The organism is Bacillus sp. FJAT-27245 (genome assembly GCF_001273955.1).
Classification (GTDB): Bacteria; Bacillota; Bacilli; order Bacillales; family Cytobacillaceae; genus Bacillus_D.
Genome location: NZ_LIGI01000001.1, coordinates 2,247,860 through 2,262,234 on the forward strand (window position 1 = coordinate 2,247,860; position 14,375 = coordinate 2,262,234).

The 14,375-nt window shown below is 46.7% G+C and carries 8 protein-coding genes; 6 read left to right on the forward strand and 2 right to left on the reverse strand.

The window, feature by feature from the left end; all coding sequences use genetic code 11:
* Positions 1-56: 56 nt before the first annotated feature.
* The gene (locus ADU24_RS10850; protein ID WP_053366650.1) at positions 57-2,336 is read left to right on the forward strand and encodes an ATP-dependent DNA helicase; all 2,280 of its coding nucleotides are present in this window, start codon (positions 57-59) and stop codon (positions 2,334-2,336) included.
* A gap of 108 nt (positions 2,337-2,444) precedes the next feature.
* Here ADU24_RS10850 and ADU24_RS10855 read toward each other — a convergent pair whose 3' ends face one another.
* A complete protein-coding gene (locus tag ADU24_RS10855; protein ID WP_053366651.1) occupies positions 2,445-2,915 on the reverse strand; it encodes a hypothetical protein in 471 nt (156 codons plus the stop codon).
* A gap of 182 nt (positions 2,916-3,097) precedes the next feature.
* Here ADU24_RS10855 and ADU24_RS10860 point away from each other — a divergent pair, with 182 nt between their 5' ends.
* Entirely contained in the window at positions 3,098-3,940 is an 843-nt protein-coding gene (locus ADU24_RS10860; protein WP_053366652.1) for an MBL fold metallo-hydrolase, read from the forward strand.
* Between the two features lie 87 nt (positions 3,941-4,027).
* Here the strand turns inward: ADU24_RS10860 and ADU24_RS10865 are convergent, their stop codons facing one another.
* On the reverse strand, positions 4,028-5,401 hold the full coding sequence (locus ADU24_RS10865) for a dipeptidase (protein WP_053366653.1): 1,374 nt from the start codon (positions 5,399-5,401) through the stop codon (positions 4,028-4,030).
* 232 nt (positions 5,402-5,633) lie between these two features.
* Between ADU24_RS10865 and ADU24_RS10870 the strand changes: the two genes are divergently transcribed.
* The 4 genes from ADU24_RS10870 to ADU24_RS10885 all read left to right on the forward strand — a co-directional run bounded on the left by ADU24_RS10870 (position 5,634) and on the right by ADU24_RS10885 (position 13,881).
* Positions 5,634-9,101: a hypothetical protein gene (locus ADU24_RS10870; protein WP_053366654.1), complete on the forward strand. Its 3,468-nt coding sequence runs from the start codon at positions 5,634-5,636 to the stop codon at positions 9,099-9,101.
* A 214-nt stretch (positions 9,102-9,315) separates the two neighbouring features.
* Positions 9,316-12,570, forward strand: coding sequence for an efflux RND transporter permease subunit (locus tag ADU24_RS10875; RefSeq protein ID WP_053368886.1), 3,255 nt, complete (start codon positions 9,316-9,318; stop codon positions 12,568-12,570).
* Positions 12,571-12,882: 312 nt separating this feature from the next.
* Positions 12,883-13,164 carry a YkvA family protein gene (locus tag ADU24_RS10880; RefSeq protein ID WP_053366655.1) on the forward strand — a complete coding sequence of 94 codons (282 nt, stop codon included), beginning with the start codon at positions 12,883-12,885 and terminating at the stop codon, positions 13,162-13,164.
* A gap of 45 nt (positions 13,165-13,209) precedes the next feature.
* Complete coding sequence (locus tag ADU24_RS10885; RefSeq protein WP_053366656.1) at positions 13,210-13,881, forward strand: TerC family protein; 672 nt, start codon at positions 13,210-13,212, stop codon at positions 13,879-13,881.
* Positions 13,882-14,375: the final 494 nt, after the last annotated feature.

A 14,375-nucleotide genomic window follows, 5' to 3' on the forward strand; every position in this document is an offset into this window, starting at 1 on the left:
TTACCCTTTTATATGGTACGATTAAAAGAACATATATTCGCCAAAGGGGAAACAAAATGGCAGAGTTCCAAATATCGGCAAGGGCGCTTGCGGAATACGTATACCGGAGCGGCAGTATTCAAACCGGAATTGGGGCGGCAGCTGCAATGGCCGAGGGTACGAAAGCTCATCAGTTTGTGCAAAAAGGGTATAAAGAGGGTGACCAAAAAGAGGTGCCGCTGCGGCTGCTGATCCGGCACGAAGACATTGATTTTATCATTGATGGACGTTGTGACGGCCTGCTTGTTGAAGACGGACAATTGGTAATCGATGAAATCAAGTCGACAACACTAAATCTCGATGCGATTGAACAAGACTCCTATCCTGTCCACTGGGCACAGGCGATTTGCTATGCGTATTGTGTGGCTGCCGAACAGGGTATTGGCCAAATCGGAGTAAGATTGACATATGTTCAAAGGGCGACATATGAGCAAAAACATTTTAATCACGTTTTTTCAATAAATGAACTTCATGAGTTTATTCAGCAGCTGCTTATAGATTTCACCCCATACGCCAAACTAACGATTTCCCTACAGGAAAGGCGGAAAGAAACCGCTCAGCTGCTTGCCTTTCCATTCCCTGCTTATAGGCCGGGGCAAAAGAAGCTTGCCGCTTCTGTATACCGGACAATAAATGAAGGTGGGAACTTATTTGTAAACGCACCAACCGGCATCGGAAAGACGATTTCAACACTTTTCCCAGCGATAAAGGCGCTTGGGGAGGGGAAAATCGGGAATCTTTTTTATATTACCGCAAGGACGACGACCAGAAAAGCCGCCGAACAGGCACTGAGCGTTATGGCAGCCAGCGGGTTGCAATTGACCTCCGTTTCCCTGACTGCAAAGGAGAAAACGTGTTTCAATGAAGAACAGGGCTGCCAACCAGGGAATTGTGTGTTTGCCGAGGGCTATTACGATCGGATTAACGGGGCTGTCCTCGATATTTTGGAAAATGGGACGTTTTTAGGCAAGGAACAAATTGAGGCATTTGCCCGGAAACATTGTATTTGCCCTTTTGAATTTTCGCTTGATCTAGCCTATCTGGCCGATGTGGTCATTTGCGATTACAACTATATTTACGATCCGCGTGTTTCGCTTAAGCGCCTTTTCGATGAAAAGAAGAAACGGGCGGCACTCCTTGTCGATGAAGCCCACAATCTTCCCGACCGAGCCAGGGAGATGTTCTCCGCCTCACTTGACAAGTCTCTGTTTCTTTCGGTGAAAAGGGGATACAAGCCAATAAACAATAGTTTGGCAAAGGCTGCTTCAGAGCTCAACCAATATTTTATCGAAGCGAAAAAGAGGACGGCCGGTGAAAGGGAAAGTCTCCTGGAGGAATTGCCTGAAGGGCTTGGGGACACCGTAAGAAAGTTTATCAGCGAAGCCGAAATTCAGCTTGCTGCCGAGTCCGCTCCCGACGAAATCCTGCTTGAGGCATATTTTAACGCCCAAAACTTTTTAAGAACCGAAGGGGTGGCCGATGAACGGTTCGCCATTTATACCCAAATGAAGCAAGGGGAATTTTCTCTGAAACTCTTTTGCCTTGATCCTTCGGAATTGCTTAGGAAAACCGGAAAGGGCTTCAGGGCAAAAGTTTTCTTCTCTGCCACGCTCGTTCCGTCCGACTATTTCAAGGAAGTGCTTGGCGGGGAAGTGGGCGATCCGTTTCTGTCCGTTCCCTCTCCATTCGATCCCTGCCAGACGGATGTGTTTATTCAGCCTTTGTCCACCCGTTACAGGGACAGGGATCGTTCCTATAATCGCATTGCCGAAACGATCCGGATGCTTTTGGATGAAAGGCCGGGTAATTATTTTTGCTTTTTCCCTTCCTATCAATTTATGGAGAAGGTAGCGGAGTGCCTTGGGACGGGGCATGAAGTTGACTGTATCATTCAGAAATCCAATATGGCTGAAGAAGAAAGGGAAGAGTTCCTATCGCATTTTAAAGCATGCGGGAATACCGGCATAATTGGCCTTGCCGTTCTTGGTGGTATTTTTTCAGAGGGAATCGATCTTCCTGGCGATCGCCTTAATGGGGTGATTATAGTAGGGCCAGGTGTTCCACAGCTTTCGTTTGAGCGCGATTTGTTAAAAAAGCACTACTCATCTACAGAGCGGAATGGGTATGATTACGCGTACACCTTTCCGGGGATGGTTAAGGTGCTTCAAGCAGGTGGAAGGTTGATCCGTTCCGAGACGGACAGCGGGACCATACTTTTGATTGATGACCGTTTCCTCCAGCCTAAGTATTTGCACCTTTTTCCGGATGAATGGAAGCCATTTACCGTTATTCATTAGTCAAAGCAACAAATAAAATTAAGAGGCCGGCCCGCTAAGTAGCGGACCGGCCTCTTGCGTTTAATTATTATGGACAGAATCCTTTCTTGTTAAAAGGCTGAATGGATATTATCCTTTTTTTGAAAATCCTTCTTCCGCCATATAGTCTTCCACTTCCCGGTACGTTCCAAAGCTTTCCTCCAGATTTGCGCCAAAATACACATTCCATAATTCGTCTTCGTGCGCGACAACGAGGACATCATTCCGCTTATTGGCCCATCTTTCAGGCTCTGTGCGAGAAACAGTTGACGGTACTTCATCGCTGCCGGACAAAAGTGAAATTGATTTTGCAACCACGGATTTGAGTTCCTCAGCGGAAAAATCCCTAATATTAACAAGCCCTTTTTCATCAGTCTGATAGCCATCCAGGCCGCCTGCATAAACAAAACCGTTTCCATTCGGATGAAGATGGTAAACAACATTTTTCTTATCGGTCCGGCTTCCTTCAAATTGGAAGTTCACACGGCCCAATGACACGTTCTTGCGTTCCAGTTCAGGGAACGCTTCGATAATTGCGAGTTTTTCTTGAAAAGTCAGCATATTGCCTCCATATTGGATTATTTTCTATAAAGTATACCAAACTCCGGAAACAGCCTCAAATAACAGTTTTTTCGTATTAGGAATGCCTAGCGTCAGAAAGCTGCTCCGTTCGTTTTTTGTGAATAAATGAACAGAGAGCGGGTATAAGGAAACAGAGCACAAAAGGAACTGGAGGTTTTACAATGGAGAACAAAGCGGAAAAAAGATTTATTCCGATGACCAGCATAGACAGCGGTATCGGCGAGCAAGTAACAAGTGACTTGTACTATTTCCCTTTCCAAATTGTGAATGTCGTTTTTTACGGCTATCCTGGTGAGGGCAATGACTGGGTACTTATTGATGCCGGAATGCCAAGGTCCGGTGACAATATTATTGCTGAAGCGGAAGAGAGATTCGGCAAAAACAACCCGCCAAAGGCGCTTATACTAACCCATGGCCATTTTGACCACATTGGGGGTATAACCGAACTTATCGAAAAATGGGGAATGCCAGTTTATGCGCACGAGCTTGAACTGCCATTTTTAACGGGAGTGGAGGACTATCCTCAACCGGATCCGACGGTGGAGGGAGGCTTGCTTGCAAAGATTTCTCCTTATTACCCGAATGAAGCCATCACAATTGACGGCCATGTAGAGGTGCTTCCGGAGGATGGGACTGTCCCGTTTATGGAAGGATGGCGATGGGTCCATACACCAGGCCATACACCGGGACATATTTCTTTATTCCGTGAAAAAGATGGGGCCCTCATTGCCGGGGATGCCTTTGTGACTGTTAAACAGGAATCGTTGTATAAAGTGTTCACCCAAGAGCAGGAAATCAGCGGGCCTCCGCGTTATCTAACACCTGATTGGGAGGCAGCAAGAATTTCTGTCGAAAAACTTGCTGCCCTGAAACCGAACGTCGCCATCACTGGGCATGGACGCCCGATGACAGGGGATACTTTACGGGAAAACCTCGCGCTTCTCGTTGAAAAATTTGATGACATCGCAATTCCGGACCACGGGAAGTTTGTTGACGACAAATGAACAGAAAGGGCAGCCCTTTTCGAGTAGGGCTGCCCTTTCTATACTGATGCAAACTATCACCCATAATCCGCGCTGATAGTAAGTTTCCTATATGTTCCCGTCCAGTTTAAAGAGGTACCGGGCGATTACTTCAAGGCCTTTATCAAAGTTTTCGAGATTGAAATGTTCATTTGGTGCATGGAAATTCTCATCCGACAAGCCGAATCCCATCATCACAATTGGAACGTTTAGGATTTCGGCAAAAGATGCGACAACCGGTATCGATCCGCCGCCGCGTATATAGGAAGTCGGGACTCCGTACACCTCTTCATACGCCCTTCCAGCCAGCTGGATGGTAGGATGGTCGAAAGGAGTGAGGAATGGCGCGCCTTTGTCAAACTGGGTGACGGAAACTGTGACCCCTTTTGGCGCAGCTTTTTTAACATGGCTTTCGAGCAGGTCCGCGATTTCCTGAGGGTCCTGATCAGGAACAAGCCTGCAGGTTATCTTTGCATGAGCTTCGGAAGGAATGACCGTTTTCAGGCCCTCACCCTGGAAACCTCCATAAATACCATTCACTTCAAGCGTCGGCCTCGTCCAAATTCGCTCAAGTGCAGTAAAGCCTTCCTCGCCAAAAAGCTCGGGCACGCCAAGCTGGCTGGCCATTGTGTCTTCACTTTGGCCAAGGCTCGCGAATTCAGAGCGCTCCTCCGCGGTAAGTTCCCTGACTTTATCGTAGAAACCGTCTACCGTGATATAGCCATTTTTCGCGCGCATGGAAGAAAGGATTTCAACGATGGCATGGATTGGATTCTGGACTGCGCCGCCGTATAGCCCGGAATGCAAATCTCCCGAAGCGCCTTTTACATCAATTTGGATTCCAGTCATACCACGGAGGCCGTAGACAATTGCCGGTTTGCCCCGTTCAAGCAGTGTCGTATCGGAAATGACAAGGACATCCGCCGCGAGGAGTTCCTTATTCTCTTCAACGAAAGCAGGGAGGGTCGGGCTCCCGATTTCTTCCTCGCCTTCAATCAGAAACTTTATATTTACCGGGAGCTGTCCATGTGTATGCAAAATCGCCTCCACGGCTTTTAAATGCATGAATACTTGGCCTTTGTCATCACTTGAACCGCGTGCATACAGTTTTCCATCCCTGACCGAAGCTTCGAATGGAGGCGTTTCCCACAATTCCACCGGATCCACAGGCTGGACGTCATAATGGCCGTATACGAGGACGGTAGGCATTCCCGGAGCCTTCATCCATTCGCCATATACGATAGGGTGGCCCTTCCCAGTATGGATTTCCGCTTTTTCTAGTCCGATTTTTCTCATCATATCTGCTGTCCATTCCGCTGCCTTTACCATATCCTCCTTATGGGCGGGAAGAGCAGAAACGCTTGGAATCGCAAGATATTCTTTCAATTCGTTTAACTGCCTTTCCCTATTATCAACAAAATAATCACGAAGCTTTTGATCCATGTTCTAATTCCTCCTAAAAGTTCTCCCTGTAGTACTTCTTTTCCTGAAGTCGTAAATCCTTTAATTTAACCTAGAATTCCAGTTTGAAGCCCATTTAAACAATTTTCAACAATTCGGATTTGAAAAAAGGATTGAGTTTTTTTGCTAAATGTGTAAAATTACACTATAGGGGAAAGTGCTGGATTGTTTTTCCTCGATTACATAAAAAATCCGATTACCAGGGGGATGCTCGATGGAACCTCATTTTAGAAGCGAGGCAAGAAGGATATTCAGGCGGGAACTTTTTAATATGAAAGAAAAAGGCTATTTAAGCCCCGAAATTGTTGAGGAAGTAGCCAATGCCCACTTCCACTACCACCAGGACCTCTTGGAGGAAGACAGGAAAAGGGAAGAAGCCAGCATACAAGCCCGCCAGGCCCAGGCTGTTAAGCAGCCGTCTGCGCCAAGCCCTGTAAGCACTTCTCCGCACCAGCACATACCAAAGGAGCCTGATATTCCGAAAAAACCTAAAAGAGTCCTGACGAACGAACAAATCAGGGAACGTAATATATCCTGGCTGCTAAATATCGGGGTCATTTTCCTCCTTGTCGGCGGCCTGTTCGTTGCAACAAGCAATTGGGAAACAATGACCCCTGTGATGAAAAGCAGCGCGATTGGACTCGTATCACTCCTTTTTTACGGATTCGCCTATTTGTCTTCCAGAATACTAAAGATTGAAAAGACGGCGTTTGCCTTCATCGTTCTTGGAAGCCTTTTTTTGCCCATATTCGTCCTTTCGTTAGGCTGGTTTGGCCTGCTAGGTCCATATTTGTCCGTAACCGGTGAAGGGAAGTTCCTGCTCGGATTTATAGGCAGTATCCTCCCCGCGGCAGCGTATGTGTTTTTTGCAAAAAGGATTGAATCGCGGCTTTTCGTTTGGTTTTCATTTATCGCGTTTTCTGTTGCAGCTGGATTTTTGCTGGCATCCTTCCACCTGGCAATCGATTATTTCTATCTTGGCATCATGAGCTATAATGCGGCAATCATCATCTTATTCTATAAATTGCGTGGCAGGGCATCGATAGCATTGTTTCTTAAGGAGTTTCCGGTCTTTATCCAGGCCAATCTTGTCGTGTCAACTTTGCTAATGCTGTTTTTCTTTGACAGCAAACTCATTTACAGTTTTAATCTCCTTCTGACCGCGGCCATCTACCTGTCCATGATGTTTGTTAGCGGGAAAAAAGAGTATCATTTTGTTTTCAGTGCAATGGCCGTGTATGGGGCATACCAGTTGATTGAACATTCCTTCCTTGATGAAGCGGGTGCCATTTTTTACGCAGCCATCGCATTTGGCTTTGTATTCATTCCTAAGGGTTTGAAAGGAAATATGATGCTGGATACGGTTTTCCGGTATACGAGCGCCATCGTTTCCATCCTAGCTTTCTTTTACATCTCGCTCGAAGGAATGTTCCTTAAGGCGGGAGAACCTTCATTTGTACTTTTACTTGCTTATGTTATCATTGCGGGCAATTTCCTTTATCTCTCCCATGCGGAGAAACAGCCGGCATTCCCTTATTTAAGCGCAGCGTTTCTTGGGACGGCATTTTACGAAGTTGCTTCCTTGTTTGGAAAATATGTTTTCGGAATCAGCCAGCAAACCGGAATCTATTTTTCCGGAGCTTTATTGTTTTTGGCCATTGGCTTACTGGCCACGAAGAAGGAATTGGCGCCATTAAATTTGCCGGCAAGGGACCTTGGTTTGGCCGCTATGCTGTTATCAATCCTGCTTGCCTTGGGATTGCGGGAATGGTTCGAACTCGGGACCATGCTCTTATTCTTATCTGGATGTGCATTCCTTGTAAGGCATTTAGAAATGAGATCTGTGCTCAGGAGTGTGTCCATTTGGGCAGTCCCAGTTTCCGCGGGATTATCGGTCCTTGCTTTCTGCCAAAAGGTTATGATTGAATCGGAAACCTTCAGAACAGATTACGGCTATCCAACCTCCTACGCGGCTGGCGCTGTTCTCTTGCTTGGAGCATCGTTTATATGGAAGAAAAAAGGGGACCGGGAACTGGCTAGCTCATTCTTCTACACAGCACAAATCCTGTATACCCCGGGCCTTATAGCATCCGCATTCTGGGAGGTTGATCCACTTTTCGTCCGTCCGGCACTTGTCCTCGGCGGCTTGGGAATGTACTTCCTGCTTTATAGGCTGCATCGTGTTCGGCTTGTGGCCCTGCTCATCAGTACCGTTACACTCGGTTTCTATTTTTCAGTGGTTGCTTCAGCCTATTCACAACTGCAATTTAGCGGGTTTGCAAAATCGCTGATCGGGCCGCTCGGGGCAATCATACTCTTGGTTCTTTCATGGCTACTGAGGAAAAAAGATGTCCTTTTGCATACGGGATATGCATGGTCAGGACATATTGTCTTGCCGCTCTCGTTAATCCTTACGTGGTTTGCTTTTCCTGAATGGTCCCTTTACAGCCTTTTTGCATCCATCGCCATTTACGGGCTTTCCTGCTTTTTGGCTGAAGCCAGTTGGAAGAAGACGATGTTTTTATACAGCGCATACACAACTCTGTTCCTGACAGTCAGCAAAGCATTCGATTTGGCGATTACCGATTATTCAGGCAGTTATGAATTTCCGGTTGCGAGCTTCCTCATCTTCTTTGCATGGCTGCTTTTAAAAACAGAATTGAAACGGAAGACCGAGTATTTTCTCGCGGTCCTTTCCATAACCGGAATCGCCGCGGTCATATTCACATATCCATTCACAATCCTTCCGTACGCGGTTACTGTTGTTTATGTTGCGGCGACGCTGGCCTTCCTGCATAAGGTAAAATGGGAGCTGGCCGGAATTTTACCGGTATTGTTTTTATTTTTCGCTACAATGGAGTATTTGTCAGGTGCCAGGCTTAAAGAGGAATGGTTTTTTACCGTTACCGCTGCGATAGGGCTTGCCCATGCCGGTATTGGGTATTTTGTCTATCCACGTTTGCTGAAGATCGGCAGCGAAATCGAACATTCAAAATTCGACTGGTATACAATGGGAGCTTTTCTTTATTATGCTTCGCTCTATTCGCTTGGTGGGGAAGGCATCTGGATGGCTGCTCTTCCCGGACTGCTTATTTCGTTTACATTGTTGCTGCAACGAAAGAGGACCGGGAAAACAATCGGGTTTTTCGTCCCGTTCTTCGCGGGAGCCTATTTGCTTGAGCCTTATTACGGGGTAATCAATAAACTGTCGATTCCCGGGCTATTTGAACGGGAAGCCTATGTCATTCCCTTTATCGCGCTAATCATCTTTTTAAGGAAAACAATGAAGGGCCGGTACAGCCAGCTTACCAGTAAACTTCAGTGGGCGGTCCTCATTTCCACATCAATCGTCCTCATCCAGGACGGACTAGCAAGCAACACGGTGTACGACGCCCTCATCCTCGGGACATTGTCACTTGTTTCATTGCTTGCCGGTATGTACTACCGGATAAAATCATACTTCATTACCGGTGCAGGCGTGCTGCTCCTTAATTTGTTCCTGCAGACAAGGCCATTTTGGGGTAATCTTCCGTGGTGGGGCTATCTCCTTGCAGCCGGCACCCTTCTGATTGGGATCGCCAGCTACAACGAATGGAAGAAGCAAAATCCGGAAAAGGGCGGGGAAGCACTTGGAACATACGTAAAGAATAAAATTGTTTCATCCTTAAAAGGGTGGAATTAGAAAGGGGATGGCGGCTTGCCATCCCTTATTCCTTTTGGTGCGGCTCTGTAAGCGAAAAGCTGTGATTGATCTGCCCTGTTGAGTGAACCGGCCCAATCAGAAAGCAGTTTTTTCGAGCATTTCTTTCACACTTTATGCATTGACCGAAAGAGCAGAAGCCGATATAGTGAAGCTTGGAAGAAAATTCAAAGCATTCGAAAGGAAGTACATATTTTTGAGACACGTCATTGATTTTTCGTTGAAAAATAAGTTTGCCATCTGGCTGCTTACGATTATGGTCACGGTCGCGGGACTCTATTCCGGGATTAGGATGAAACTTGAAACCTTGCCTGATATTACGATACCTGTCATTACGGTAACCACCATCCTCCCTGGAGCGTCACCGGAAGAAGTCGCGGCCAAACTTTCCGAGCCGCTGGAAAAACGCCTCCAAAATCTTGACGGCGTGAAAAATGTAAGCTCCAGCTCGTATCAAAATGCAAGTTCACTTCAAATTGAATACAGCTACAAAAAGGATATGGAGGAAGCAAAGCGCGAGGCAGATGAGGCTTTAAGCGGATTCCAGCTTCCGGAAGGGGCGGGGGAACCGGAAGTTTCACGGATTTCGTTCAATGCCTTTCCAATTATCGTAATGAGCATCTCTAATGAGAGCGAGTCGCTTGCAGGACTGACAAAAGAAGTGGAAGGCGAGCTTGTACCCGCGCTAGAGGGTCTGGAGGGAGTAGCCTCCGTCCAGATTTCCGGCCAGAACATTGAGGAAGGCCAGCTTGTTTTCAAAAAAGAAAAATTGGCCCAATATGGCTTATCCGAAGAAACGATCCGCTCACTCCTTAAAGGGTCAGCGGTTTCCATGCCTCTTGGGTTGTATACTCTCGGCGAAACACAAAAATCAATTGTAGTCGATGGACAAATTACAACTTTGGAAGATTTAAAAAAGGTGAAGATCCCGATTGTTCCTTCTGTATCAGGAGAAGCCGGGCAGGCGGCGATGGGCCAGGGAATGCCAGGAGCTCCTTCACAAGGCCAAAATCCTTTTAATCCGGCAGGGGCAAAAGGAACTGCCAATGCCCAGCAGCCAGGCCAACAGGGTCCAGCCAACGGACAAACCCTCCCGGCGGCAACTCCTTCAACCGGCGGCCAGCCTCAGTCTCCTGGTGGACAGGGAGCAGACAATCCGTTCACGGCTGGTCTGCCAACTGTAGAACTTCAAGAACTAGCCGATGTGAAAATCGTTGGCAGGGCTGAGTCGATTTCAAGGACGAACGGCAAGGAGTCAATCGGCCTTCAAATAATCAAGGCTCCGGAAGCGAACACGGTCGAAGTCGCAAATGAAGTAAAGGACGAATTGGAGAAATTCAAAAAAGAATGGAAGAATGCCGAATTTACAATAACATTCGATCAGGGGACACCGATAGAGGAATCCGTTAAAACGATGCTCAGCAAGGCATTATTCGGGGCATTGTTCGCGGTAGCTATTATTCTGTTGTTCCTGAGGAGCTTCAAATCTACCATTATCAGCGTCATCTCAATTCCGCTTTCCTTGTTAATCGCCATCCTGGCGCTGAAGCAAATGGATATCACGCTAAATATTATGACACTCGGCGCGATGACAGTCGCAATCGGCCGGGTAATCGATGACTCCATAGTGGTCATAGAGAATATATATAGAAGAATGTCGTTAAAAACCGAATTACTTGAAGGAAAAGAACTAATCCGGTCGGCCACGCTCGAAATGTTCATCCCGATTTTTTCATCGACAATTGTAACCGTCGCAGTGTTTCTTCCGCTCGGCTTTGTCGAGGGGCAAATCGGCGAGCTGTTCCTGCCATTCGCCTTAACAATCGTGTTTGCGCTGATGGCTTCCCTTCTCGTCGCGGTAACATTGGTGCCAATGCTTGCCCATTCTCTTTTCAAAAAAGGGGTCGGAATGAAGCATAGCGAAGAGAAACCGGGGATATTGGCCGGAACGTACAAAAAAATCTTGGAATGGTCGCTGAATCATAAAATCGTGACATTTGGCATGGCTGTCCTTCTATTGGCAGGAAGTTTTCTTCTCGTACCAAAAATCGGGGTGAGCTTCATACCTTCCGAGGAAGAGAAAATGGCCATCCTGACATTCAACCCAGCTCCCGGCCAAACGCTCGAGCAGGTTGCCGATACGGCTGCCAAGGCCAATGATTTCCTTTTAGAGAGGAAAGACGTCCAAACTGTACAATATTCCGCCGGGGGAAGGAACCCGATGAACCCGGGAGCTTCCAACCAGGCGATGTTTTTCGTCAAGTATGATAATAAAACAGAAGACTTTGAAAGCGAAAAAGAGAGGGTCGTTAAAGCCCTTCAGGACCGCACCGAAAAAGGCGAGTGGGCAACCCAGGACTTTTCCGGCGCTGGTGCAAGCAATGGCATCACCTATTATGTGTATGGCGATAATCTTCAGCAACTTGAGCCGGTAGTCGCCAAAATTGAAACAATCATGAAAGAAAATCCTTCACTCAGAAATGTTGAAACGAGCATTTCCGCTTCCTATGAGGAATATGCCCTGAAAGTTGACCATAACAAGGCAAGCAAGCTCGGCCTAACTGCGGGCCAGGTTGGCATGGCACTCATGCAGGAAAGGGAAAGGCCTGTCGCCGCGGTTATCCAAAAGGACGGCCGGGATATAACTGTATATATTCAGGCGGACAAAAAGGAATTTAAGGATATCACTGATGTAACAAACCAAACCGTCGCCTCCCCACTGGGCGTCAATGTGAAAATTTCCGATTTGGTTTCTGTGGAAAAAGGGAAGACATCTGATACCGTCCATCGCCGGAACGGAAAGCTATACGTTTCCGTTGGCGGTGAGCTGCGCACGAAGGATGTCGCAAAAGTTTCGGCCGAAATCCAAAACGAAGTTGATAAGCTATCCTTGCCTTCCGGAGTCGATATTAAAACAGGCGGTGTAACGGAAGATATCAAGGAATCGTTCACCCAGCTTGGAATGGCGATGCTGGCTGCGGTCGCAATCGTTTATTTTATCCTTGTCCTGACATTTGGAGGTGCACTAGCGCCGTTTGCGATTTTATTTTCCTTGCCATTCAGTGTTATTGGCGGTCTAGTGGCGCTCCTAATTGCCAAGGAAACGATTTCGATATCCGCAATGATCGGTGCGCTCATGCTGATTGGGATTGTCGTGACAAACGCCATCGTCCTGATCGACCGTGTCATCAATAAGGAAAAAGAAGGCTATTCGGTCAGGGAAGCACTTCTTGAAGCGGGCGTTACGCGCCTAAGGCCAATCCTTATGACGGCAATTGCCACAATCGGCGCCTTGATTCCGCTTGCGCTTGGCGTTGAAGGAAGCGGCGTCATCTCAAGAGGGCTTGGCGTGACGGTAATTGGCGGCCTGACAAGTTCAACACTGCTGACGCTTGTAATCGTGCCGATTGTGTATGAAGCGTTAAAAAAGCCGCGAAAAAAGCGGGCGTGATTTGCCAGTAGCAGAGCCAGCCATAGTAAGTCCATGTTTAGCAGCGGCAAAAATCCTTGACTGCAAGCGATTGTTTTTCTAAAATTATACTGTAGCCCATAAAGGGGAGTAGCTAAAGACAGCAAAGTCGTCATGACGGGAAAAATCCCCGGCTTTGCTGGCAACTTTTCGTTGTAAGCGAGACCTTTACCGCTAGCCGGTAAAGGTCTTTTGTTTTCTTTTAAACTGGGAAAATATGTACTTTTATCCACTTCTTCAAAAGGGAATGGGTAAACGTACACCATTTTTAACAACATCGAATGAGGTGAAACGATGAGGAGATTTTGGAAACGAATGAAGATGGTTTTCACGATAAAAAAGTTCGGGCCATTTTTGCTGGATTTTTTTAAATCGGATAAGGTCCCTTTAAAAAGGAAGCTATTGTCGGTAGGCCTTATTGCAGGATACTTATTATTCCCGTTCGACATCATTCCCGATTTCTTTTCATTTTTTGGGTTGATTGACGACTTCGGCATTTTGATCCTGATTCTTCAGCAAATGATTAAGCTCGCACCGGATTCATTAAGGGAAAAGCACAGGCTTGAATTGGAATAGTTTTAAAAAACAAAGCAAATATTATTGTCATGGAGTGATTAGGAAATGGAGTTATTTTCAGCCCAGTTTTGGTCAGCGCTATTATCCCTTGTCATCATAGACCTTGTCCTCGCGGGCGACAATGCGATAGTCATCGGGCTCGCGGCGAGGAGGCTTCCAAAGAACCAGCAGAAAAAGGCGATTATCTGGGGGACAGTCGGCGCGATTATCATCCGTGCCACGGCGACAATCCTTGTCGTTTGGCTGCTTATGATACCAGGCCTCCGATTGGTTGGCGGCATATTGCTTGTCTGGATTGCGTACAAGCTCCTGACCGAGGAAAGCGGGCATGACATCAAGGCGGGAGCGAGCTTCTGGGGAGCGATAAAAACGATCATCGTTGCAGATGCGTTAATGGGCCTCGATAATGTGCTGGCTGTCGCCGGGGCGGCGAACGGACATCCGCTTCTGGTCATCCTCGGATTGCTCATTTCCATCCCAATTGTTGTGTGGGGCAGCACAATTATTTTGAAATGGATGGAACGGTTCCCCATTATTATTACTTTCGGGGCAGGCGTGCTGGCGTTTACTGCGGCCCGTATGATTACAGAAGAAAATTTCCTTGCTGGTTTTTTTCACGGAAACCCAATTATAAAATGGGCTTTTGTCATCATTACCATTGTAGCGGTTATCTTCGCCGGAAAATTCAAGCAGCGGAAACTGGCTGAACAGCATTAATACAGGAGGAACCTGGCATATTTGCCGGGTTCTTTTTTTATCGGGGTAACTTTTTTGAAAAATTTTTAATATTTTACTCAGTCACCCCCAAAAAGGTTTAGTAAGCCCCGTATTATGTGGTAAAACCTGCAGGGAGGTGCAACATGGAACTCGTCACAATCGATATTGATCAATTGCTTGAAACGCATTCCAGCCAAGGCTGCGCAGAATTGGAAATTGTCCATGTTGAACTTGATGCCTTCCTTGAAAAGAATTGAATCTTTATTACTTTGTTAGTTTCTCACCCTCTTTCTATATATTGGGGCCCTTCGCAATTTAGCGGAGGGCTATTTTTTTGTGTGGCGGACTGCCTATTTTAAGGAATAAAACCAATTTTCAGAATAATTATTTGACTTTTCACTATCAAGAAGTTATTTTTGAAATAAACATATAACACCATATAACATCTGCGGTTAAAACCCGTTATATAATTACCGAATAGGGAGGGTATACGT

Bases quoted from the DNA above. Each gene is read 5' to 3' on its own strand.
- ADU24_RS10850 (WP_053366650.1), top strand. From the start codon at position 57: ATGGCAGAGTTCCAAATATCGGCAAGGGCGCTTGCGGAATACGTATAC.
- ADU24_RS10855 (WP_053366651.1), bottom strand. From the start codon at position 2,915: ATGCTGACTTTTCAAGAAAAACTCGCAATTATCGAAGCGTTCCCTGAA.
- ADU24_RS10860 (WP_053366652.1), top strand. From the start codon at position 3,098: ATGGAGAACAAAGCGGAAAAAAGATTTATTCCGATGACCAGCATAGAC.
- ADU24_RS10865 (WP_053366653.1), bottom strand. From the start codon at position 5,401: ATGGATCAAAAGCTTCGTGATTATTTTGTTGATAATAGGGAAAGGCAG.
- ADU24_RS10870 (WP_053366654.1), top strand. From the start codon at position 5,634: ATGGAACCTCATTTTAGAAGCGAGGCAAGAAGGATATTCAGGCGGGAA.
- ADU24_RS10880 (WP_053366655.1), top strand. From the start codon at position 12,883: ATGAGGAGATTTTGGAAACGAATGAAGATGGTTTTCACGATAAAAAAG.
- ADU24_RS10885 (WP_053366656.1), top strand. From the start codon at position 13,210: ATGGAGTTATTTTCAGCCCAGTTTTGGTCAGCGCTATTATCCCTTGTC.